The sequence below is a fragment of the Rhodococcus sp. 7Tela_A2 genome, from assembly GCF_049311045.1.
Lineage (GTDB): Bacteria > Actinomycetota > Actinomycetes > Mycobacteriales > Mycobacteriaceae > Rhodococcus.
In genome coordinates, this window is the sequence record NZ_JAXION010000003.1 from 77,383 (window position 1) to 101,245 (window position 23,863).

Sequence of the window (23,863 nt, forward strand, 5' to 3'; positions counted from 1 at the left end):
GGGTAACCGGACCATCGGCAGACAGCCGAATGGGGCAGGACTACCCTGTATGGCTGTGACCTCACACTATGACGTCGTTGTCCTCGGAGCCGGTCCCGGTGGGTACGTCGCTGCTATCCGCGCGGCACAGCTGGGATTGAGCACCGCCATCATCGAGCAGAAGTACTGGGGCGGTGTCTGCCTGAACGTCGGCTGCATCCCCTCGAAGGCACTTCTCCGAAATGCCGAACTGGCACATCTCTTCACCAAAGAGGCCAAGACCTTCGGTATGTCGGGAGACGTGTCCTTCGACTTCGGTGCCGCCTACGACCGCAGCCGCAAGGTAGCCGACGGTCGCGTCAAGGGCGTGCACTTCCTGATGAAGAAGAACAAGATCACCGAGTACGACGGTAAGGGCTCGTTCGTCGACGCCAAGACCATCGAGGTTTCGCTCAGCAAGGGCGGAACCGAGCAGGTGACCTTCGACAACGTCATCATTGCGACGGGTTCGGTCACCAAGCTCCTGCCGGGAACCGAACTCAGCGAGAACGTCGTCACGTACGAGGAGCAGATCCTCACCCGCGACCTTCCCGGATCGATCGTCATCGTCGGTGCCGGTGCCATCGGCATGGAGTTCGGCTACGTCCTGAAGAACTACGGGGTCGACGTCACCATCGTCGAGTTCCTCGACCGGGCACTGCCCAACGAGGACGCGGACGTCTCCAAGGAGATTGCCAAGGCCTACAAGAAGCTCGGCATCACCATCAAGACCGGTGCCGCGGTCCAGAAGATCTCCGACAACGGCTCGGACGTCACCGTCGAGATCAAGGACAACAAGTCCGGCAACGTCGAGACGATGACCGTCGACAAGGTCATGCAGTCGGTGGGATTCGCCCCGCGCGTCGAAGGCTACGGCCTCGAGAAGACCGGAGTCGAGCTCACCGATCGCGGCGCCATCGCCATCGACGAACGGATGCGCACCAACGTCGACGGCATCTACGCCATCGGCGACGTCACCGCAAAGCTCCAGCTCGCCCACGTCGCCGAGGCTCAGGCCGTCGTCGCTGCCGAGACCATCGGTGGTGCCGAGACCCTCGAGCTCGGCGATTACCGGATGATGCCCCGCGCGACGTTCTGCCAGCCGCAGGTCGCGTCCTTCGGACTCACCGAGCAGCAGGCGAAGGACGAAGGCTACGACGTCAAGGTCGCGACCTTCCCGTTCACCGCGAACGGCAAGGCGCACGGACTCGCCGACCCCACCGGTTTCGTCAAGCTCATCGCCGACAAGACCCACGGTGAACTTCTCGGCGGCCACCTCATCGGCCCCGACGTCTCGGAGCTGCTCCCCGAGCTGACCCTCGCCCAGAAGTGGGATCTGACCGTCAACGAACTGGCGCGCAACGTCCACACGCACCCGACGCTCAGCGAGGCGCTGCAGGAGGCCATTCACGGTCTCGCAGGGCACATGATCAACTTCTGATCTTTCGAAACCTTCCGGTCGGGCGGACCCGTTCGGATGTACCGGCTCAGCCCGGGGCGACTCGACCGTCGTCCCGGGCTGACGTCGTTTCGAGGGATGCCCGCGCCCGGGTGCTGCAGATACGCTCCACGTTCACGAAGTACACGAAGAACCTCGTGGCGATCGAGGTCATCGCACGAAAGAAGGCGGCGTGACGACAACGAACGGTAAGGACGGCAAGCTCACCGTCATCGAAGGTCTCGCGACCCTCAACCCTCAGACCGGCGACACCCCGCGCATCGAGAAACTGGCGTCGGGGACGGGCGCCACGGTGATCCGTATCAGCTTCACCGCGGGGCAGACGATGGCGGATCATCAGGCGATGTTTCCCATCGTGGTGCAGACGGTCGTCGGCGACATTTCCTTCGGGACCGAGGAGCAGACCGTCTCGCTGGTGCCCGGCACCGCCGTTCACGTCGACGCGGGCATCGTGCACCGTCTCTACGCGAATATCGACTCGGTAGTGATGCTGACGATCTTGCGGTGATGTCGACGATCCCGCGGTGATGTCCGTGATCTCCAGGTGACGACGCGGCGGAGCCGTCCGGTTTGTCGCAGAGCCGGCGGCACCGCGCGTTAAGGTGACGAAATGGCGGAACGCGGAGCTCGGCCCCATGTACACCCGGTTCGCAAGTGGCTGTTGCACGCGGTGCGGCGACTGTTCACACCTCTCGAACCGGACCACTACCTCGAGATGATCAACCCACTTTGGTCCACCCGTGAGCTCCGCGGACGGGTGGAGCGGGTGGTGCCGGAGAGCGAGGACACCGCCTCGGTCCTCATCCGGCCCGCGTACGAGTGGCCCGGGCACGAACCGGGCCAGTACGTCCGGCTCGGAGTCATCATCGACGGCGTCTACCACTGGCGGGCCTACTCCCTGACGTCCGATCCGGACCCCCGGGACGGACTCATCAGCGTCACGCCGAAAGTCGTCGAGGGCGGGGTCGTGTCGCCCTACCTCGTACGGAAGATCGCCCCGGGCGAGATCGTGCGCCTCGGCGAGGTGGAAGGTGTCTTCACCCTCCCCGATCCGGTCCCGGCCCAGCTGCTGTTCATCAGCGCGGGCAGCGGCATCACGCCCATCATGAGCATGCTGCGCAGCCTCGATCACCGGAACCTGCTCCGCGACGTCGTGGTGGTGCACTCTGCGTCGGCCCCCGACGACGTGATCTTCTCCTCGGAACTGCGCGACCTCGACGCCCGCCATCCGGGTCTGTGCCTGGAGGTCTGGATCAGTGGCGAGCGGGGACGGATCACACCCGGTGACCTGGACGACGTGTGCCCGGACTGGCGCGCACGGGAAACGTTCGTCTCCGGGCCGCGTGAGCTGCTCGACGTGCTCGAGGAACATTGGAACGACCAGGCCGACTCGCAAAGATTCCACCTCGAACGTTTCCAGCCCGTTATCGGGGGGAATGCGGGAAGCGGCGAGGGCGGCACCATCCACTTCCTCGACAGCGAACAGGACGTCGAGTGCGACGGGGGAACCCCGATCCTGGTCGCGGGCGAGAACGCCGGCCTCAAGTTGCCGTACGGCTGCCGTATCGGTATCTGCCACACCTGCGTGGGCACGTTGCATTCCGGGCAACTCCGGGACCTGCGAACCGACGAGGTGAGCGAACCCACCGGGGCTTCGGTGCGTACCTGCATCCACACCGCGGAGGGTGACATCGAAATAGAGCTGTGAGCGGCGAGGGCTGCGACAGCTCCCGACGAATGGGGCACGTATGACGAACACCGAAGAGGCGACCGCACCCGCGTCTCCGGAAGTGGATAGCCCGCTCGCTCATCTGAGCGCAGAGACACTCGATCGTCTGGCCGAAGAATTCGATGCGATCCACGACGAGGTGTACGCAAGCCTCGGCGAGAAGGACCGCAAGTACATCAAGTCCGTCATCGCAGCGCAGCGCCAGCTCGTCGTGGCCGGCAGAGTCATTTTGTTCGCGTCCTCGTCGAAGCCCGCCTGGGTGGCCGGGACGGCATGCCTCGGGATGGCGAAGATCCTCGAGAACATGGAAATCGGACACAACGTCATGCACGGCCAGTGGGACTGGATGAACGACCCGGACATCCACTCCTCCGTGTGGGACTGGGACACTGCGTCCACGGCCGAAGCGTGGAAGCACTCGCACAACTACGTCCATCACACGTACACCAACATTCGTGGCCTGGACAAGGATCTCGGATACGAGATCATGCGGATCGACCCGAAACAGCGGTGGCAACCGGTCTACCTCGCCCAGCCGTTCTACAACGCCCTGCTCACCGTGCTGTTCGAATGGGGCGTCGCCCTGCACGACCTGGATCTCGAGGCGCTCTGGGCGGGCGAGAAGTCGCCCACGCAGGTACTCGAAGAGCTCAAGGGCATCGCCGGAAAGGCGAAGGCCCAATTGGTGAAGGACTATGTGGGGTGGCCGCTCGTCAGCGCCGCGGTGTTCGGCCTGGCGCAGGTCGCGATGCGCGGAAAGCTGCCGCAGCCGAAGACGTCCCGCGTGGGCGGATGGCTACGCCGATCCGGTAGGTGGGGCGCCGGCGCCGACATCGCCGACCGGTGGCTGCCCGGCGTCGAGAAGACGTTCCTGTCGACCCTGGCCGCGGACGTCACCGCCAACATCATCCGCAACGTGTGGGCCCACGCCATCATCTTCTGCGGCCATTTCCCGGACCAGACGTACACGTTCTCCAAGAAGGAAGTCGAGAACGAGTCGCGCGGCGGCTGGTATGTCCGCCAGCTCGTGGGTTCGGCGAACATCGAGGGAAGTCCGCTGTTCCACGTCATCAGCGGCAACCTCGGCTATCAGGTGGAACATCACCTGTTCCCCGACATGCCGAGCACCCGGTACTCCGAGGTGGCGCCCAAGATCAAGGACATCTGTGAGCGCTACGACCTGCCGTACAACACCGGGCGGTTCGGGCAGCAGTGGTGGATGGTGCACCGCACCATCGCACGTCTCGCGTTCCCCGGCGGCAAGGCACGCCCGAAGCCCGGCCCCTACCGCAGTTCCGCTGATCCGACGGGAGAAGCCGCCCCGAGCGAGGCGGCCCGTTTCCGTCGGCGGATGCCGTCGGACCACCCCGCCGCAGGCCCGGAGCACGAGGGCGGCGGCGTCGCCGTCGATCCGCCGCCCCGCTGACCCGTCCGTCTTCTACCGCCCCGACTGGCGGTAGGCGACCCAGCCCCCCCACCCGGTGCTGTACCCCCCGGCGGCGGGGGCGGCGGGCGTGGCCCCCCATCCCCCGACGGCGCGACCGTCCGACAGTTCCACGCTCGTCAGCGTCATCGGAGCGGGCAGAGCCGCCAGAAAACGGCCCAGTCCCGCTTCGGAGATGCGGAACAGTTCGCCCGCGATCGAGGCCCCTGCTCCGGCACCGTGGCGCACCAAGCCGGGCTTCGGCGGTGTGGTGTCCAGTGCCATCAGGCGATACGCATCGGACGTACGGATCTCTTCCGTGAAGCGCGCTCCGAGATTCTCGAGCTGGAAGTGGAGCGGTTGCCCACGCAGGTGTGCTCCGAACACGGCGAGGTCCACGCCGGAATCCACGAAGAGCGGAGCCGTGCCGCCCGTCAGTGCCGCCGCGACGTCGATCGCGATCTGATCGTGGAACGCCGGTACGACCACCATGACGCCGAACGGGTTGCCCGCGGCCGTGGGTTGTCCGGGCACCGCCACCGCCGCCATATCCAGCAGGTTGCAGAAATTCGTGTACGTCCCCATGCGGCGGTTGATTCCGAGTGGATCCGCCTGCACCGCAGCGATAGTCGGATGTTCGGTCGTCGTGGGCAGTAGCAGTCCGTCGAACCCGTCGAGGAGACGCACCGCCTGAGCCTTCGTGCGGGTGAGGGTGTCGAGGTCCGCGACGAGTTCGTGCGCGGCAGGCTTTCTCGCCCCGGCGACGATCGCGGCGACCGTCGGGTCCGCACCGGCCGGCGCGGCGGAGAGGAACTCGCCCACCGCGGCGTAGCGCTCGGCGACCACCGCGCCGTCGTAGAGCAGAGTTGCCGCGTCGAGGAGAGGGGAGATGTCCACCTCGTCGACGTCGATTCCGCGCTGCTGGGCCGCGACCACCGTGAGGGCGAACGCTTCGCGATACTCGTCGCACAGTGCGTCGAGGTCCTCCGGCCGCGGCACGGCCAGGCGAATCGCCGACGACGCGGCCAGTCGGACGTCGGCGGGCCAGGAACGGCTGCGTGCATCGCGAGGGTCCGGGCCCGCCATCACCGCTGCCGCGGCTGTGGCGAGGTCGAGGTCTCGCGCGAGGACGGTCAAGCAGTCGTAATCGATACAGGCAGGAACGACTCCGTACGTCGGGATGACACCGAGCGTGGCTTTGATGCCGACGATGCCGTTCAACGCTGCGGGCACCCTTCCGGATCCGGCTGTGTCCGTGCCGATCCCGATGTCGGCAATGCCCAGGCCCACCGCGACGGCCGAACCCGAACTGGATCCGCCCGAGACGCGCTCCGGGTCCCACGCACTCCGCACGGCACCGTACGGACTGCGGGAACCCACCAGCCCGGTCGCGAACTGGTCGAGGTTCGTCTTGCCGAGCACCACGGCACCGGCCTCGACGAGTCGCGCGACGCCGGTGGCGGTGGTCTCGGGGGTGTAGGCGAATTCGGGGCACCCCGAGGTCGTGGGTATCCCCGCGACGTCCACGTTGTCCTTCACGGCCACGAGCAGCCCCGCGAGGGGCAGGCTTTCACCCGCGGCGACGCGTGCGTCGACCGCTGCGGCGTCGGCGAGAATGCCGGTGGCGTCGCGGAGGGCGATCCACACCTCGGGCCGATCCACTTCCTCGATGCGGCGCAACGCATTCCGGGCTCGCTCGGTAGCGGTGATCGCGCTGCCCGGGGCGAGGGCCGCACTGTCGTTCGTTGCGCTGCCGGTACTCACGGTCATGCTGCTGCTCCGATCACGAGGAGTGGGGTACCGGGCGCCACTTTGCTACCGGGTTCCACGAGGACTTTCAGAACTGTTCCCGCCGCGTCGGTGAGGACGGGCATCTCGAGCTTCATCGCTTCGAGAATAACTGCGGTGGTACCGGCGGCCACGTGGTCACCTTCGGTCACCTCGACCCGCCAGACGTTGCCGACCATCGGTGCCTCCACGACCGTCGCGCCCGCAGGCATTCCGGCGAGGGGGTCGACGGGTGCGGACACCTCGACGGGTTCGGCATCGACGCGGTCGAACTCACCGGCGGCGTGCCACGCGCTCTTCTCGACTTCGAACGCCACGGATTGTTTCTCGTCGAACGCTGCGATCGACTCGGCATTGTCTTCGAGGAATCGGAGATGGTCGGCGAGAACGAACGTGCCGTCCGAGACGTCGGCGTCGAACCGGCCGGCCTTCGACGCGGCCCGGTACTCGAGCAACTGCTCCGGTGTCACCGGCTCCCAGACGATGCGGTCGAAGAACCGGAACAGCCACGGCTTGCCCTGTTCGAACGGCCCGGTCTGCCGGTAGCCGGACCAGATGGGGACGGTCCGGCCGACCAACTGGTACCCGCCCGGCGACTCCATGCCGTAGACACACAGATATTTGCCACCGATACCGACGGCGTCGGACGGGGTCCAGGTGCGCGCCGGGTTGTACTTGGTGGTCACGAGGCGGTGCCGGGGATCGAGGGGAACCGCAAGGGGAGCACCGAGATACACGTCGCCGAGTCCGAGGACGAGATACTCGGCGTCGAAGACGGCGTCACGCACCTGGTCGACGGACTCCAATCCGTTGATGCGGCGGATGAATTCGATGTTCGACGGCAACCAGGGCGCCTCGTCGCGGACACCGCTCCGGTACCGGGAGATCGCCTCGGAGATCGACGGGTCGTCGAACGAGAGCGGAAGACGCACGGTGCGGCTCGGAACCACGAGGTCGCGTGTCGCGGGGAGTTCGGTCTCGAGATCCTGCAGCACACCGAGCAGGCGGTAGGCCGGCAGCACATCAGGATCGAAGTGGATGTGCAGCGACCGCACGCCGGGCGTCACGTCCACGATTCCCGGAAGACCTGTCGCTGCGAGAGCCTCGGAGAGTGCGTGCACGCGCATGCGCAGCCCCAGGTCGAGCACCATGTCCCCGTACTCGACGAGGATGTTGTCGTCGCCGCCGCGCAGATAGACGGCCTCGGGACGGTCGAGGACGGCCTCCGTCCGGCCCAGTCGGCCACCGTCGGACGTGGTCTGCCGTTCCACCGGCGGAAGGTCCGCTCCGCGGACGGTGGCGGTGCGCAAGGCGGCCGCACCGGCGTCGGTCACCGGGACGAACCGCAACGAGTCACCCGGCCGGATCTGTCCCAGCTTCCAGCGGTGACCGGACACGACGGTGAGCGGGCACGCGAACCCGCCGAGGCTGGGGCCGTCGGGACCGAGCAGGATCGGGGTGTCACCCGAGACGTTGAGAGCGCCGACGCTGTACGGATTGTCGTGCAGGTTCGACGGGTGAAGACCGGCGTCGCCACCATCGGTGCGAGACCAGGTGGGTTTCGGGCCGTCGAGCCGGATACCGGTCCGGTTGGCGTGGCTCTGCACCGTCCAGGTGGTGTCGTAGAACTGGCTGATGTCTTCGGGGGTGAAGTAGTCGGGTGCCGGTTGCGGACCTTCGGCGACCGCGAGGTGCCAGGTGTGCGTGAACTCCGGCCGCCCCTCGGCCGGCACGGGAGCGGGCTCGCGGTCGGTGGCGGTGTCGGCGACGCCCAGGACATCGCCGGTGGCCACGGCGCGCCCGGTGACGCCACCGAAGCCGCCGAGCGTGAAGGTCGACGCGCTGCCGTGGTACAGCGGTACGTCCAGGCCACCGCGCACGGCGACGTAGGTGCGCAGGCCGGTGTCGGCGGGGGCACCCACGTCGAGCACCGCACCGGCGGGAACCTCGATCGGCTCCCACATCGGTACCGGCTCGCCGTCCAGCGTCACCTCGGCCGGGGCGCCGGTGACACACACGAACGTGGCGTCGGAGAACTCGAGGCGCGGGCCCTGCAGCGTGCATTCGAGTCCGGGAGCGCCCTCGGGATTTCCGACGGCCACGTTCGCCGCACGCAACGACAGGTCGTCCATCGGCCCGGACGGCGGGATTCCCACCTCCCACAACCCGGTACGGCCGGGAAAGTCCTGGACGGTGGTCATCGTGCCCGCCCGCACCACGTCGATACGGTGCCCGGTCGCGCGCAGTCCCGCCAGGGTGGAGGTGGCGTGCTCGGCGGCCAGAACCGGAGGGGCAGTGCAGATACGGCGAAGCTGGGGCAGGTTCGTCTGGACGCCGTAGAGATGGGTGTCGTCGAGCGCGTCGGCCAATGCCGCGAAGGCGGTGCGGCGGGACTCGCCGTGCACGATCACCTTGGCGAGCATCGGGTCGTAGAACGAGCTGACCTCGGTCCCGGTGTCCACCCACGTCTCGATCCGGGTGTGTGCGGGGAACTCCACCTGGGTGAGCAGGCCCGCGCTCGGCCGGTAGTCGTGTCCGGGGTCCTCGGCGTACACCCGCGCTTCCACTGCGTGGCCGCTGATCGCGGGTCCGGTGTCGGGCAGCGCGTCGAGCATGTCGGTCTCACCGCGCGCGAGCCGGAGCATCCATTCGACGAGGTCGACGCCTGTGACCTCTTCGGTCACAGGATGTTCCACCTGGAGCCGGGTGTTCATTTCGAGGAAGGATGCCTCACCTCGGTCGATGTCGTAGACGAACTCCACCGTTCCCGCAGACCGATAGTGCACGGAGTCCGCGAGCGCGCGGGAAGACGACAGCAACTGTTCGACGATCTCGTCGGGCAGGTTCGGAGCGGGTGCTTCCTCGACGACCTTCTGGTTGCGGCGCTGCAGGGAGCAGTCGCGGGTGCCGAGACTGAGAGTGCGGCCGTGCCCGTCGCCGAACACCTGCACTTCGATGTGTCGCGCATGTGCCACAAATCGTTCGAGGAACACACCGGACGAGGAGAAATTGGCCGACGCGAGGCGCAGCACCCGTTCGTAGGCGGAGCGGAGATCGTCGGGACCGAAGCACGCCTGCATGCCGATGCCCCCACCGCCACCGACTGCTTTGAGCATGACCGGATACCCGATGTCCTCGGCCGCGACGAGGGCGTCGTCGAGCGAGCCGAGTAGTCCGCTGCCCGCCACGAGCGGAACTCCCACGGCGCGCGCGGCCTCTCGCGCGGTGTGTTTGTCACCGAACACGCGTAACTGCTCGGGAGTCGGCCCGACGAACGCGATACCCGCCGCCTCGCACGCGGCAGCGAAATCGGCGTTCTCGGAGAGGAATCCGTAGCCCGGATGGATCGCACCGGCGCCGGTCGCCTGGGCGGCCTCGATCACCAGATCGGCGCGCAGATACGACTCGGCTGCGGGGGCCGGGCCGAGTCGCACGGCCACGTCGGCGAGTTCGACGTGTGCGGCAGAGGCGTCGGCATCGGAGTACACGGCGACGGTCTTGAGGCCGAGCAGATGAGCCGAACGCATGATGCGACAGGCGATCTCGCCGCGGTTGGCGACGAGCAGGGTATCGAAGGCGTAGGTCAAGGCGAGCTCCTCGGATAGGGGCGGGACGGCAGCGCTGTCAGTCGGCCAGCGACATCGCGGTGACCGCGCGGGTCACCCTGTCGAGAACAACGGAGAGAGATTCGCCGATATGGCGGTGGAGCAGGGTGCGAGCGGTAGGAAGGTCGTCGTCGAGGACGGCGTCGAGGATGCCGAGATGCTCTGCGATCGACGTTTCGATGCGGCTGTTGACCATGAAGTCGTACATCCGTACATGGCGAATCCGGGAGTTGACGGACTCGAGCGCGCTCACGAGTTCGGTGTTCCCGGACGACGCCAGCAGCGCCACATGGAACTCCTCGTCGGCGACGACGAAGCCCGGTTCCTGCGCCGGCGGGTCGTCGGCAAGTGCCCGCCACCGCGTACGTTCGGATTCGAGTGCCGTCCGGTCGTGCCGCACGGCCGGATCGTCGAGTGCGCGGGTGATGCCCTGCAATTCCAGGGTGATTCGCAGTTCGTACAGATTCCGGATGCGCGGAATGCTCGGCGGCTGGGGTGAGAATCCGTAGTCTTCTCTGCGAATCAGACCGTCGGAGACGAGCATCGCGAGTGCTTCGCGTACCGGAGTGCGTGAGATACCGAACCGTGCAGCGAGTTTCGGCTCCGTCATACGGTCGCCGACACGGACCGATCCGTTCATCACATCGTCACGCAACTGGCGGTAGACCTGGAGCCGCAGCGGCTCCGGTGTCCCTGTGTCCGTTTCTGTCGACATAGCTGTATACGCTATTGACCTGCGATGACACCGTTGTGACGCCGTGTTACGGCCGGGTTAGAGGATGCTCACGTTCACCGTGTGAGCAGGTGCCGGTGACTAACCGAAGTCGCGTTCGAGGCGGAGAGTGCCGATCGTGGTGGCCAGACCGTCGTATTGGGTGACCAGCAAGCAGAATTCGATGAGCTTTCGATCGTCGAGGTGATCCGCGAGCGTCGACCACGTCTCGTCCGAGAGGTCTTTCGTCGCGACCAGTTCGTCGACGGCGCCGAGGATCGCGCGGTGACGGGGGCTCCAGCCCTCGGCGTCCGGCCCGGCGACGATGCGCGCACGGAGGTCGTCGGTAATGCCGGCGCGCCGGCCCAGCCGGGTGTGATGGTCGGTCTCGTATGCGCTGCCCCGCAAGTGCGCGACCCGCAGGATGATCATCTCGCCCTCGAAGCGGCCGAGCCTGCCGAAGGGCATCAACATTCCGGAATAGTGCAGCCATCCCCGGAACAACCTGCCCGTCCGTCCGAGCGTGCTGAACAGATGGGCGTCGGTGGTCCCCGCCGCCGCGGAGAGCGCTTTCCATGCGGCCCAGTTGAGAGGGCCGAGTTCCCTGAAACGTCCGGGCCGGATGCGGGGCGTCATACCCGCCAGTGTCGCACGATCACTCACGGACCGCCCGGGCAAGCCGCGCCACGTTCAGGGCTTCCTCCGAGCGCCGTACGACTACGGTCCGGGAGGTGCCGATGTGTTCGAGGAGCATGCGGTGCGCGTCGTCGAGTCTGTTGTCCAGGACGAGTTCCGCGACGGCGATGTGCTCGTCGACCGTGTCGGAGATCCGGTCCGGGGTGAGGTAGTCGAACATGCGCACCGGCCGCACTTTCTGATTGACCACGGCGAGTGCGTCGCACAGCGCACGGTTTCCGGACGCTGCCAGCATCGTGAGATGGAATTGCTCGTCGAGCGTCACAAATCCTGCGTCGGGTTCCGGAAGATTTCGGCGGATGCCGTACCAGCGGTCGAGTTCGGGACCGAGAATGTCGGGGTCGTGCCGGATGGAGTCGTCGTCCCGCGCGCGCCGGATTCCGCGAAGTTCCAGGGTGATCCGGAGTTCGTAGAGGCCCGCGAGATCTTCGAGGCGCGGGCGATACGGAAACAACCCGTACTCGCGACGTTCGACGAGACCGTCGGACACGAGCCGAGCCAGCGCCTCGCGCACCGGGGTGCGCGACACCCCGTAGTGCTCGGCGAGCCGTTCCTCACTGAGGCGTTCGTCGGGGGTGAGGTCGCCGGACATCAGATCGGTGCGCAAGGCGCGGTAGACCTGTTCCCGCCGGGTGACGCCGGGACGCATCAGATCGCCATCGCCGCGCGGACGGTTGTCGCGGCGTCCGCGCCACCCTCTCCGGTGGAGGTGACGCGCCCGGATTCGAGCACGTAGTAGTGGCGCGCGTTGTCGAGGGCGAAGCCGATGTGCTGTTCGACGAGCAGGACACCGAGGTTTCCGCCGCGACTGAGTTCGACGATGGTGTTCTCGATCTCGGCGACCACCGAGGGCTGGATGCCTTCGGTCGGTTCGTCGAGGATGAGCATGCGCGGCTCGGTGATCAGAGCGCGCGCGATCGCGAGTTGCTGACGCTGGCCGCCGGAGAGCAGCCCCGCGCGACGGTCGAGCAGTGGGACGAGCGCGGGGAACAGGTCGAGCATATCGGCGACGAGCTTCTTGCCGTTCTTGCGGCCGTCCGCGACGACCTGCAGGTTTTCGCTACAGGTGAGCTGCCCGAACGACTGCTGGCCCTGCGGCACGTAGGCGAGTCCCCGGGCCACGCGTGCTGCCGGCCGGAGCCCGCTGATGTCGTGCCCGTCGAACAGGATCTTGCCCGAGGAGATCGGAAGCAGACCGACGGCAGCGCGCAGCAGCGTGGTCTTCCCGGCGCCGTTGTGGCCCATCACGGCGGCGACTCCGTCGGAGGGAACGGTGACCGAGACACCGTGGATGACTTCGGTGCGGCCGTAACCGGCTCGCACGTCGACGAGTTCGAGCATCATGCCTCCTGGAAGGTGTCGGTGCCGTCGGAACCGACCGCAGCTGCGGTGCCGAGGTAGACCTCTTGGACCTGCGGATCGTTCTGCACCTCTTCGACGGTGCCGTCCGCGATGACCTTGCCGCGGGCCAGCACGGTCACGGAGGTCGCGAACGCACGCATGAAGTCCATGTCGTGTTCGACCACCACGACGGTGCGCTGCGCGCCGATACGGCGCAGCAGTCGGCCGGTTTCCTCGCGTTCGTCGCCGCTCATGCCCGCGACCGGCTCGTCGAGCAGCAACACGTCGGCGTTCTGGACGAGGAGCATTCCGATCTCGAGCCACTGCTTCTGGCCGTGCGCGAGGATGCCTGCCGGCGTGTCGCGGTGGGCGGACAAGCCGATCGTCTCGAGGGCTTCCTCGATTTCGGGCAGCACATCTTTACGGCGGCGCAGTAGTTGCCACGGGGAGCGCCCGGCACCTGCGGCGATATCGAGATTCTGGAGCACCGACAGTTCCTCGAACACCGACGCGGTCTGGAACGTCCGGCCGACGCCGAGGCGGGCGATCTTGTGCGTCTTCTTGCCGACGAGTTCGATTCCGGACTTGGTGATGGAACCGGTTGCGGGGACCAGGCCCGTGACCGCGTCGACGAGGGTGGTCTTGCCCGCGCCGTTGGGTCCGATCAGGAAGCGCAGGTCTCCCTGCAGGAGTGTGAGGTTCACTCCGTCGACGGCGTGGAAGCCGTCGAAGGTGACTCGCAGATCGCGGATTTCGAGGTAGTCGCTGGCCATGCCGGCGTTGCCGCCGTAGACGGGTGCGTTCATCGTGCCGGCTCCAATTCGGTCGTCGCTGCGGGTACGTCGTCGGCGGGTGGTGCGGGCCGGGACCGGCGGCGCCGGCGCCATACGGTGGCGAGTCCGGCCAGGCCGGCGGGGAAGAAGCCGACCACCACGATGAACAGCAGTCCCTGAGCGTAGGTCCAGGCCGAGGGGAAGTTCTCCGACAGCGCGGTCTGGGCCCACGCGACTCCGATCGCGCCGAGGACCGGCCCGAGCAGGGTGCTGCGGCCTCCGATGGCGACGCCGATGAGGAAGGCGATGGACGGAACGATGCCGATGTCGGCGGGGGAGATGATGCCGACGATGGGAACGAACATCGCTCCGGCGATGCCGGCGAAGAACGCGGCGACGGTGTAGGCCACCACCTTGATGTTGGCGGGGTCGTAGCCGAGGAACCGGACGCGTTCCTCCTGGTCGCGCACCGCGACGAGTAGTTCACCGTAGCGGGACTGCATCAACTGCCGGGTTGCGGCGACGACGAGCAGCAGGATGGCCGCCACGATGAAGAACAGCATCCGCTTGTTGACGGGATCGGAGAGTTCGAAGCCGAAGAAGGTGCGGAACCGGTTGAGGCCGTTGGAACCGCCGGTGGACTGCTGACCGACGAGCAGGATGGCGAAGGCGGCGGCGAGGGCCTGGGACAGGATCGCGAAGTAGGCGCCTTTCACACGTCGCTTGAACACACCGAGCCCGAGCAGTGCCGCGACGAGCGCCGGGACGATGAGGATCGCCAGGATCGCGACGAACGGTGAGGTGAACGGCACCCAATATGCCGGTAGCTCACGGATTCCCGCGATCTGCATGAAGTCGGGGACGGAGTCCTCACGCAACTGTGCGTCGGCAATTTTGAGATGCATTGCCATGATGTATGCGCCGAGCCCGAAGAACACGCCCTGCCCGAGGGTCAGCATGCCGCCGCGCCCCCATGCGAGCCCGATTCCGACGGCGACGATCGCGAAGCACAGGAACTTGCCGAGCAGGCCCAGCCGGAAGTCGGACAGGAACGCCGGCGCGATGCCGAACAACACGAGCGCGGCGAGCGCGAATCCTGCTGCGGTGCGGACGGGTCCGGGTTGTGTCAGGGACCGGGGGGAGAACGTCACAGACATCAGACCAGGCTCCTCGTCTTGACGGCGAACAGGCCTTGGGGACGGACCTGCAGGAAGATCACGATGATCACGAAGACGATCACCTTCGCGATCGAAGCGGTGGTGGAGTATTCGATGAACGAATTGAGCAGACCCAGGGCGACGGCGGCGAGCACGGCGCCTTCGATCCTGCCGAGGCCGCCGATGACGACGACGAGGAACGCGTCGATCAGGTACGCCTGCCCGATGGTCGGGCTGGTCGAGCCGATCAGCGTCAGCGCCACGCCGGCAAGGCCCGCGAGGCCCGAACCGAGGAAGAACGTGGTGATATCGGTGCGGCGCGAGGAGATCCCGACGGTTTCCGCGAGGTCGCGGTTCTGCACGACCGCGCGGATCCGGCGGCCCATCGGGGTGTACTTCATCGAGGCGATGAGTGCGATCACGCAGATCACCGACAGCGCCAAGATGAACAGGCGGGTTTTCGGTACCACCGCGCCCAGGATCTCGACACCGCCCGACAGCCAGGCCGGGGCCACGACGTTGACGGCGGGTGCGCCGAAGATGTCGCGGGCGGCCTGCTGGAGCAGCAGGCCCACACCGAACGTGACGAGCAGGGTGTCGAGGGGCCGGTGGTACATGCGGCGGATGAGGGTGACCTCGAGCAGGACACCCATCGCTCCACCGACCAGGAAGCCGACGAGCAGCGAGACGAACAGGGACACACCCGCGGACGAGATCACCTGCTGGACCACGAAGGCGGTGTAGCTGCCGGCCATGATGAATTCGCCGTGGGCCATGTTGATCACGCCCATCTGCCCGAAGGTCAGCGACAGGCCCAGTGCCGCCAGCAGCAGGATCGAACCGATACTCAATCCTGTGAACAACTGTCCTACAAGGACATCCATGGTGCCTCCCTGGTCGGCTTCCCGGTCGTGAGCGTCAGTTTCCGGAGAGTCCGGCAGCCCAGTCGTAGGACTCGAGGTACGGATCGGGATCGACGGCGCCGTCCGACTCCCACACGGTGTAGATCAGGCCGTCGCCGCGGATTTCACCGATACGGGCGGTCTTGGTGATGTGGTGGTTGTCGCCGTCGATTGTCACGGTGCCTTCAGGAGCGTCGAAAGAGACTCCGTCGGAGGCTTTCACGACGTCCTCGACCGCAAACGACTCGGCCTTCTCGACGCTGTTCTTCCACAGGTAGACCGAGGTGTAAGCAGCTTCCATCGGGTCGGACGTCGGCTTGTTCGCGCCGTACTTCGCCTTGTACGCCTCGACGAACGACGCGTTCTCGGGGGACTCGACGGTCTGGTAGTAGTTCCACGCGGTGAGCTGGCCTTCGATGTTCTGCGCGCCGATACCCACGACCTCTTCCTCGGCGATGGACACCGAGACGACCGGCATGTCCTTCGCGTCGAGACCCGCGTTGGTGTACTCACGGAAGAACGCGACGTTGGAATCGCCGTTCAGCGTGTTGAATACGGCGTCCGCGTCGGCGGTGCGGACCTTGTTGACGATGGTGGAGAAGTCGGTCGACCCGAGCGGGGTGTAGTCCTCGCCCTTGATCTCGATGCCGTTCGCCTCGGCGTAGGCCTTGATGATCCGGTTCGCGGTCTGCGGGAACACGTAGTCGCTGCCCACCAGGTACAAGGACTTCACGCCCTGTTCCTTGAGGTAGTCCAGCGCCGGCACGATCTGCTGGTTGGTGGTCGCACCGGTGTAGAAGATGTTCGACGACGACTCGAGGCCCTCGTACTGGACCGGGTAGTACAGCAATGCGTTGCGATCCTCGAACACCGGGAGCATCGCCTTGCGGCTGGACGATGTCCATCCTCCGAATACCGCTGCGACACAATCGGAGCTGATGAGCTTCTCGGCCTTCTCGGCGAAGACCGTCGGCTCCGAGGCACCGTCTTCCGCGACGACCTGGATCTGCTTTCCGAGGACGCCGCCGTCCGCGTTGATCTCTTCCACGGCGAGGGCGATCGAGTCACGCACGGTGACCTCGGAGATCGCCATCGTGCCCGAGAGCGAGTTCAGCGAACCGACCTTGATGGTGTCGCCCGAGGTGTCGACACAGGACGTGCCACCGGAGGCGCCCGCCGACGAGTCGGGCGTGTCTCCCGCGCGGCTTCCACAGGCGGTCAGGACGAGACCGACGGCGACCAGCGCTGCAGGCGCCGCGATGGCGCGAGTGGCGAACTTGGACCTGGCAACTGACATGAAGGTGCCCTTCCTTCGAAGGTGGGACCGGAGAGGACCGGTGTATCCGGCGGCGTATACAACTCTGTATCCGCGAGGCCAAACACTAGAAGGGCGTTGTTGCGCCAGAATATCTCCCGGTCACAGTTGTGTGACGCGGGTGACGAGTGTGTTACATCGTCCTTACAGCGCTGTGTGCGAGTCGGTGACGCGTCGTCAGCGGACGAGATACGGAGACACCGAACTGCGGTGCTCGTTGATGTCGATCTCCTTGCCGAGGGGCGGGAACGCCCGCTGCGGGCAGTTCACGCGCTCGCACACGCGGCAGCCCGACCCGATCGGGGTGCCGGGATTGCTTTCGTCGAGGTCGAGACCGTCGGCATAGACGAGACGGTGGGCGTGGCGCAGTTCGCAGCCCAGCCCGATCGCGAAGGTCTTGGACGGCTGCCCGTAGCGAGCCGCGCGGCGCTCGACGGTGCGGGCAACCCAGAGGTAGCGCCGGCCGTCGGGCATCTGTGCGATCTGCGTCATGATCTTGCCGGGGTAGGCGAACGTCTCGTACACGTTCCAGAGCGGACAGGTGCCACCGCTCGTCGAGAAGTGGAATCCGGTCGCCGACTGTCGTTTCGACATGTTGCCGGCGCGGTCGACCCGGACGAAGGAGAACGGGACGCCACGCAGCTTGGGCCGCTGCAGTGTGGAGAGGCGGTGGGTGATCGTCTCGTAGCTCACGCCGTAGAAAGCGGAGAGCCGCTCGATGTCGTACCGGAAGTTCTCGGAGATCTCGTGGAACTGCGTGTACGGCAGGAGCAGTGCGGCCGCCCAGTAGTTGGCCAGGCCCAAGCGGGCGAGAGTGCGCGACGCGTCGCTCGTGAACGCACCTTCGTCGACGAGGCGGTCGATGAGGTCTCCGCATTCGAGGTACGCCAGCTCGATGGCGAGTTTGAACACCTGCTGGCCACCCGACAGCTGGGGCGCTACCTCGAGGATCCGGGTCTCCGGGTCGTAGCGGTGGAGGATGTTCTCGCCGAGGTCGATGCGCTTGACGATCTGGACGTCGTGCGCGGTCTGCATGCGCTTGGCGATCTCCCCGCCCACGTCGCCACGGTGGAATCGGATCCGGTTGGCGAGTTCCTCCGCTGCCGTGTCGAGATCGTGCAGGTAGTTGTGGCGCTGATAGAAGTAGTCGCGCACTTCTTCGTGCGGCATGGTGATGGCGCCGCTGCCGCTGCCGTCGCTGTAGCGGTCTTCGGTGGCCGCGGCGAGTTGCGCGGTGGTGTTCCGGAACCGGCGGTGCATGTTGACCATGGCGCGCGCCAGGTTGGGATGCGCCGCGACCATCTCCGCGATCTCCTGGGCATCGGTGTCGATGCCCATCTCCTGGTCGAGCGCGACCTCACGCATCTCTGCGATGAGCCGGGTGTCGTCCTGGGAGGAGAAGAACGTCGTGTCGACCCCGAACACTTCGCTGATGCGCAGGAGTACCGGCACGGTGAGAGGCCGGACGTCGTGTTCGATCTGGTTCAGGTAGCTGGCGGAGATCTCGAGCGTCTTGGCAAGCGCGGCCTGGCTCAGTCCCCGCTCGGTGCGTAGCTGGCGCAAGCGGGCGCCGACGAAGGTCTTGGCCATTCGCCCAGGGTAAAGCCCGGTCGGGGTGCTTCGCAATGTGTTGTTCGCAGGTTGTTAAGAGAAGGCGTCCGTTGAGCGCCGGGGAGCCGGATCCGGCCGGTGCCGGTCCTGTGAGTGCGCTCACAGAGGCGCGGGTTCGGTGGTGAGTGCCGGGCTCGGTGGCGCGTCCTCCGGCTCCGGTCGTCGCCACATTACTTTTCCGGCATAAGCCGAGGTAGGAACCTACCGGCGGGTAACCAAAGGGTAAAAAACCCGGTCGTTGGCGGGGCCACTTATTAGCAACCTTTGCAAGGGCCCGTTCGAACCTAGCCAAGATTGGCATTAGCAACAGGTAGACGGGGTTTTTCGGCTGTGTCATTGTCATGGAGTACATCCGAAAGGAACGCAAAGGATGTGAAGCCGTACGTATGTACTGCTGAGCGTTCATAGCGGATTCAGATCGAGAGAGTGGAGCTTTTTGATGTCGACTACCGGCACCCCGAGGACCGCTGAGGAAATTCAGAAGGACTGGGACACCAACCCCCGCTGGAACGGGGTTACCCGTAACTACACGGCCGAGCAGGTCGCGAAGCTGCAGGGCACCGTCGTCGAAGAGGCCACCCTCGCGCGTCGCGGCTCCGAGATCCTCTGGGATCTCGTCAACAACGAGGACTACATCAACTCCCTGGGCGCCCTCACCGGCAACCAGGCTGTGCAGCAGGTCCGCGCCGGCCTCAAGGCCATCTACCTGTCCGGCTGGCAGGTTGCCGGCGACGCGAACCTGTCGGGTCACACCTACCCGGACCAGTCGCTGTACCCGGCGAACTCGGTCCCGCAGGTCGTGCGCCGTATCAACAACGCACTGCTGCGCGCCGACGAGATCGCCAAGGTCGAGGGTGACACCTCGGTCGAGAACTGGCTGGCACCGATCGTCGCCGACGGCGAAGCCGGCTTCGGTGGCGCACTCAACGTGTACGAGCTGCAGAAGGCCATGATCGCGGCCGGCGTTGCCGGTTCCCACTGGGAGGACCAGCTCGCTTCCGAGAAGAAGTGCGGCCACCTCGGTGGCAAGGTGCTCATCCCCACCCAGCAGCACATCCGCACCCTGACCTCGGCTCGCCTCGCAGCCGACGTCGCCGACGTCCCGACGGTCGTCATCGCCCGTACCGACGCGGAGGCAGCCACGCTGATCACCTCCGATGTGGACGAGCGCGACCGTGAGTTCCTCGACGGCACCCGTACCGCCGAAGGCTTCTACGGCATCAAGAACGGCATCGAGCCCTGCATCGCTCGCGCCAAGGCCTACGCCCCGTACTCCGACCTCATCTGGATGGAGACCGGCGTGCCGGACCTCGAGGTTGCGAAGAAGTTCGCCGAGGCAGTCCGCAGCGAGTTCCCGGACCAGCTGCTCGCCTACAACTGCTCCCCGTCCTTCAACTGGAAGGCACACCTGGACGACGCGACCATCGCGAAGTTCCAGAAGGAGCTCGGCGCGATGGGCTTCAAGTTCCAGTTCATCACGCTGGCGGGCTTCCACTCGCTCAACTACGGCATGTTCGACCTGGCGCACGGCTACGCCCGCGAGGGCATGACCGCCTTCGTCGACCTGCAGGAGCGCGAGTTCAAGGCTGCTGCAGAGCGTGGCTTCACCGCCATCAAGCACCAGCGTGAGGTCGGCGCCGGCTACTTCGATTCGATCGCCACCACCGTCGATCCCAACACCTCCACGGCTGCCCTGAAGGGCTCCACCGAGGAAGGCCAGTTCCACTAGGAACAGCGCCACCCAGGTCCACCCCGCGGCGGGATCCCTCAGGTCCCCGATATCCCGCCGCGGGGTGCGCGCGCATCCAGCGACGACCTCTCACGACCCCACAAACGAGAAGGAGCTGACGTGACCAGCGAAAAGATTCAGCGCGTCGGCGTGATCGGCGCCGGCATCATGGGCGCAGGTATCGCCGAGGTGTGCGCACGCGCTCATGTCGACGTACTCGTGTTCGAGCAGACCCGCGAACTCGCGGCAGCCGGACGCGCCCGCATCCTCCGGTCGCTCGACCGTGGGGTGAGCACCGGCAAGATCACCGAACGCGAGCGGGAGCAGGCTGCATGGCGGTTGCGCTTCACCTCCGACCTCGGTGACTTCGCCGACCGTCAGCTCGTCGTGGAGGCCGTCGTCGAGGACGAGAAGGTGAAGAGTGAAATCTTCGCCGAACTCGACAAGATCGTCACCGATCCCCACGCGGTGCTGGCGTCCAACACGTCGTCGATCCCGATCATGAAGCTCGGCATCGCGACCGCGGCTCCCGAGCGAGTCATCGGGATGCACTTCTTCAACCCGGTGCCCGTGCTCCCGCTCGTCGAGCTGGTCACCACGCTGAAGACCGGCTCCACGGTCGCTCGGCGCGCGGAGGCGTTCGCTGCGGACGTACTCGGTAAGCAGGTCGTCCGTTCGTCGGATCGTGCCGGCTTCATCGCGAACGCGCTGCTCGTGCCGTACCTGCTGTCGGCGATCCGGATGGTCGAATCCGGGTTCGCAACCAAGGACGATATCGACAAGACGATGGTGCTGGGCTGTGCTCACCCGATGGGCCCCCTCGCACTGACCGACCTTGTCGGACTCGACACGGTGAAGGCGATTGCCGACTCGATGTACGAGGAGTTCAAGGAGCCCCTGTACTCCGCACCGCCGCTGCTGCAGCGGATGGTCGAGGCGGGGCTCGTCGGAAAGAAGTCGGGCGCCGGCTTCTACGAATACGCCGACAAGGGCCGCGCGATCAAGAAGGCCAGCTAGCCAGTCAGCACCACCGTACTTCGGCGCCCGTGCTCCGACAGCAGTGCTTCACGCACCGGCTGCCGGTGCACGGGCGCGAAGTGCATGAGGGAAAGGTCGACTCCGACATGGCAACTCCTGCCGACGGATACGGGTCAAGCATCCTCGGGTATCCGCGTATCGGGCCCCGCCGTGAACTCAAGCGTGCTCTCGAGTCCTACTGGCACGGCACGAGCACGCGCGACGAACTCGTCGCCGTCGCTCGCGACATCCAGGAAGACACCTGGCGCGAGCTCGCGGCGACCGGCCTGACCCAGGTCCCCGGAAACACGTTCTCCTACTACGACCATGTGCTCGACAACGCCCTGTTGTTCGGCGCGGTCCCCGAGCGGTTCCGCCCACTGCTGGGTGAACTCGACCCGCTCGATTTCTACTTCACGATGTGCCGCGGGCGTGAGGATTTCCCGCCCCTCGAGCTCGTGCGCTGGTTCGGCAGCAACTATCACTACCGCCAGCCGGAACTCGACGAGAACACGGTCTTCGAGCTGAATTCGGCAGCGGTTCTCGACGAGTTCGAACGGGCGAAGGCCGACGGCATCGAACTCCGGCCCGTCGTGCTCGGCCCGGTGTCGCTGTTGCTGCTGTCCAAGGTCGCGCCCACCTCCGCTCGAGAAGGTTTCCGGACCCTCGACCTTCTCGATTCGCTGCTCCCGCAGTACGAGAAGCTGTTCGAGCAGCTCGCGCGCGCCGGCGCCACGTGCGTCCAGCTCGACGAGCCGTCGTTCACCGAGGATCGCAGCGACGACGAACTGGCCGCGCTGCGCCGGGCATACGACGTGCTGGCGCATGCCCCGCTGCGTCCGCGCATCCTGGTCACAGGACCGTACGGCTCGTTCGGTGAAGCGCTCCCCATCCTGGCGTCGTCGAAGGTCGAGGCGATCGGTCTCGATCTCGTCAACGGCAGGATGAGCGCCGACGAGTTCGCGGCTGTGCCCGGTCTCAAGCGGAAGCGGATCTACGCGGGTGTCGTCGACGGCCGCAACGTCTGGAAGACGGATCGGCGTCGCACTCTCGAATACATCCAGTCGATCGCGGCGATTGCGCCGGACCTCGTCGTCTCGACGTCGTGCTCGTTGCTGCACGTTCCGTACGACCTGCTCGTCGAGTACGACATCCCCGGCGATGTGGCCGACCGCCTCGCATTCGCGAAGCAGAAGGTCGGTGAGGTGGTCTCGCTCGCGAAGGCGCTGACCACCGGCGCCGAGGAACGGTGGCGGAGGCCGCCGGTGTCGGTGCACTTCAAGCAGAAGCACACCGTCCGGGCCCGGATGAACGCGCTCACACCCGAGCATCGCCATCGCGCACCGTACGAGGAGCGCCGAGCTGCGCAACAGGCACGGCTGAATCTTCCGCCCGTGCCGACCACGACGCTGGGGTCGTTCCCGCAGACGGACGACACCCGCAAGGCTCGGTACGAGCTGGGGCAGGGACGGCTGTCGTGGGAGGAGTACGTCAAGCGCATCCAGGAGACGATCGAGTCCACCATCCGTCTGCAGGAGGACATCGGACTCGATGTGCTCGTGCACGGTGAGCACGAACGCAACGACATGGTGCAGTACTTCGCCGAACTGCTGGAGGGTTTCGCGACCACCCACTACGGGTGGGTGCAGGCCTACGGTTCGCGCTGTACTCGTCCGCCGGTTCTGTACGGCGACATCGTGCGGCCGAAGCCGATGACGGTGGAGTGGATTTCGTTCGCTCAGTCGTTGACGGACAAGCCGGTCAAGGGAATGCTCACCGGTCCGGTCACCATGCTGGCTCGTTCGTACGTGCGGCAGGATCAGCCTCTGCACGAAACGGCCGATCAGCTTGCGCTCGCAATCCGCGACGAGATCGCAGATCTCGAGCGAGCGGGCATCGCGATCATCCAGGTCGACGAACCCGCTATCCGCGAGTTGCTTCCGCTGCGGCAGGACGGCCGGGCCGAGTACCTGGACTGGGCGGTCGACGCGTTCCGTCTCGCGACCGGTGGCGCCAAGCCCGAGACGCAGATCCATACGCACCTGACCTACTCGGGTCAGGAGTCGGTGGTCGAGGCGATCGAACGGCTGGACGCGGACGTCACCGCCATCGTGGCAACGCGGTCCATCGGCTGGGTGCTCGAAGCGATCAAGGACAGGGCACTGTCCCACGGTGTCGGACCGGGTGTGTACGAATCCCGGTCCGCCCGGATCCCCGACATCGACGAGCTCGACGAACTGCTCTCGGAGGCAGCGGAATCCGTGGAGCTCGACCGGTTGTGGGCGAACCCGGACGGTGGGCTCAAGACGCGTCACTACTGGCAACTCGAGCCGTCGCTGCGGAATCTCGTGGCCGCTGCACGCAGGCTCAGGCGCCGGGCGTCTTCGAACGCCGGGTAGTCGCAACCCGCCTGACACCACACCGCCCCCCCCCCGGGGGGGCGGGGGGGGGGGGGGGGGGGCGGGCCCCGGGGTGGGGGGCCCCCCCCGGGCCCAGCGCCAGCGCGACGCCCTGACCGATTCCCTGCCCGGCACCGGTGATCAGTGCAACCTTGCCGTCCAGCTTGCCCATGAGATCTCCCTGTCGTC

Annotated in this window: 18 protein-coding genes and 1 pseudogene; 7 read left to right on the forward strand and 12 right to left on the reverse strand. The window is 66.3% G+C overall.

Annotated features, from left to right (window positions below; all coding sequences use genetic code 11):
- Positions 1-55 precede the first annotated feature (55 nt).
- The 4 genes from lpdA (at position 56) to TVH25_RS01350 (ending at position 4,632) form a co-directional block, all read left to right on the forward strand.
- Positions 56-1,459 carry a dihydrolipoyl dehydrogenase gene (gene lpdA / locus TVH25_RS01335; protein WP_169619279.1) on the forward strand — a complete coding sequence of 468 codons (1,404 nt, stop codon included), beginning with the start codon at positions 56-58 and terminating at the stop codon, positions 1,457-1,459.
- Between the two features lie 190 nt (positions 1,460-1,649).
- A complete protein-coding gene (locus TVH25_RS01340; RefSeq protein ID WP_169619281.1) occupies positions 1,650-1,985 on the forward strand; it encodes a cupin in 336 nt (111 codons plus the stop codon).
- Between the two features lie 102 nt (positions 1,986-2,087).
- Positions 2,088-3,185, forward strand: a complete 1,098-nt coding sequence (locus TVH25_RS01345) for a ferredoxin reductase (protein ID WP_378528971.1) — start codon at positions 2,088-2,090, stop codon at positions 3,183-3,185.
- 40 nt (positions 3,186-3,225) lie between these two features.
- Complete coding sequence (locus tag TVH25_RS01350; RefSeq protein WP_422423190.1) at positions 3,226-4,632, forward strand: fatty acid desaturase family protein; 1,407 nt, start codon at positions 3,226-3,228, stop codon at positions 4,630-4,632.
- Positions 4,633-4,644: 12 nt separating this feature from the next.
- On the opposite strand, the gene atzF is transcribed toward TVH25_RS01350, so the two are convergent.
- The 11 genes from atzF to ramB form a co-directional block, all read right to left on the reverse strand.
- Positions 4,645-6,399 (reverse strand): allophanate hydrolase, encoded by a 1,755-nt coding sequence (gene atzF, locus TVH25_RS01355; RefSeq protein WP_422423191.1) that lies wholly within the window; start codon positions 6,397-6,399, stop codon positions 4,645-4,647.
- A complete protein-coding gene (gene uca, locus TVH25_RS01360) occupies positions 6,396-10,004 on the reverse strand; it encodes an urea carboxylase (protein ID WP_422423192.1) in 3,609 nt (1,202 codons plus the stop codon). Before uca ends, atzF begins: the two co-directional genes overlap by 4 nt.
- Before the next feature lie 37 nt (positions 10,005-10,041).
- Complete coding sequence (locus tag TVH25_RS01365) at positions 10,042-10,737, reverse strand: GntR family transcriptional regulator (RefSeq protein ID WP_169619297.1); 696 nt, start codon at positions 10,735-10,737, stop codon at positions 10,042-10,044.
- 99 nt (positions 10,738-10,836) lie between these two features.
- Positions 10,837-11,370 carry a carboxymuconolactone decarboxylase family protein gene (locus tag TVH25_RS01370; protein ID WP_169619299.1) on the reverse strand — a complete coding sequence of 178 codons (534 nt, stop codon included), beginning with the start codon at positions 11,368-11,370 and terminating at the stop codon, positions 10,837-10,839.
- A gap of 19 nt (positions 11,371-11,389) precedes the next feature.
- Positions 11,390-12,079 (reverse strand): GntR family transcriptional regulator, encoded by a 690-nt coding sequence (locus TVH25_RS01375; RefSeq protein ID WP_422423193.1) that lies wholly within the window; start codon positions 12,077-12,079, stop codon positions 11,390-11,392.
- Positions 12,079-12,771 (reverse strand): urea ABC transporter ATP-binding subunit UrtE, encoded by a 693-nt coding sequence (urtE, locus tag TVH25_RS01380; RefSeq protein WP_169619603.1) that lies wholly within the window; start codon positions 12,769-12,771, stop codon positions 12,079-12,081. The genes TVH25_RS01375 and urtE overlap by 1 nt, the downstream gene beginning before the upstream one ends.
- The gene (gene urtD, locus TVH25_RS01385) at positions 12,771-13,577 is read right to left on the reverse strand and encodes an urea ABC transporter ATP-binding protein UrtD (RefSeq protein ID WP_169619302.1); all 807 of its coding nucleotides are present in this window, start codon (positions 13,575-13,577) and stop codon (positions 12,771-12,773) included. The genes urtE and urtD overlap by 1 nt, the downstream gene beginning before the upstream one ends.
- Positions 13,574-14,701, reverse strand: a complete 1,128-nt coding sequence (urtC, locus tag TVH25_RS01390; protein WP_169619304.1) for an urea ABC transporter permease subunit UrtC — start codon at positions 14,699-14,701, stop codon at positions 13,574-13,576. Before urtC ends, urtD begins: the two co-directional genes overlap by 4 nt.
- Positions 14,701-15,585, reverse strand: coding sequence for an urea ABC transporter permease subunit UrtB (urtB, locus tag TVH25_RS01395; RefSeq protein WP_169651299.1), 885 nt, complete (start codon positions 15,583-15,585; stop codon positions 14,701-14,703). The genes urtC and urtB overlap by 1 nt, the downstream gene beginning before the upstream one ends.
- A 34-nt stretch (positions 15,586-15,619) precedes the next feature.
- The gene (gene urtA / locus TVH25_RS01400) at positions 15,620-16,900 is read right to left on the reverse strand and encodes an urea ABC transporter substrate-binding protein (protein ID WP_169619308.1); all 1,281 of its coding nucleotides are present in this window, start codon (positions 16,898-16,900) and stop codon (positions 15,620-15,622) included.
- 195 nt (positions 16,901-17,095) lie between these two features.
- Complete coding sequence (gene ramB, locus TVH25_RS01405) at positions 17,096-18,508, reverse strand: acetate metabolism transcriptional regulator RamB (protein ID WP_169619310.1); 1,413 nt, start codon at positions 18,506-18,508, stop codon at positions 17,096-17,098.
- A 460-nt stretch (positions 18,509-18,968) separates the two neighbouring features.
- On the opposite strand from ramB, the gene aceA reads away from it, so the two are divergent.
- From aceA to metE, 3 genes are all read left to right on the forward strand, one after another.
- Positions 18,969-20,258 carry an isocitrate lyase gene (gene aceA, locus TVH25_RS01410; RefSeq protein WP_169619312.1) on the forward strand — a complete coding sequence of 430 codons (1,290 nt, stop codon included), beginning with the start codon at positions 18,969-18,971 and terminating at the stop codon, positions 20,256-20,258.
- A gap of 120 nt (positions 20,259-20,378) precedes the next feature.
- A complete protein-coding gene (locus TVH25_RS01415) occupies positions 20,379-21,275 on the forward strand; it encodes a 3-hydroxybutyryl-CoA dehydrogenase (RefSeq protein ID WP_169619314.1) in 897 nt (298 codons plus the stop codon).
- Positions 21,276-21,382: 107 nt separating this feature from the next.
- Entirely contained in the window at positions 21,383-23,674 is a 2,292-nt protein-coding gene (gene metE / locus TVH25_RS01420) for a 5-methyltetrahydropteroyltriglutamate--homocysteine S-methyltransferase (RefSeq protein ID WP_422423194.1), read from the forward strand.
- Positions 23,675-23,753: 79 nt separating this feature from the next.
- Here metE and TVH25_RS01425 read toward each other — a convergent pair.
- Positions 23,754-23,846 (reverse strand): annotated as a pseudogene (locus TVH25_RS01425) (3-oxoacyl-ACP reductase); the annotation flags it as partial.
- Between the last annotated feature and the right edge of the window lie 17 nt (positions 23,847-23,863).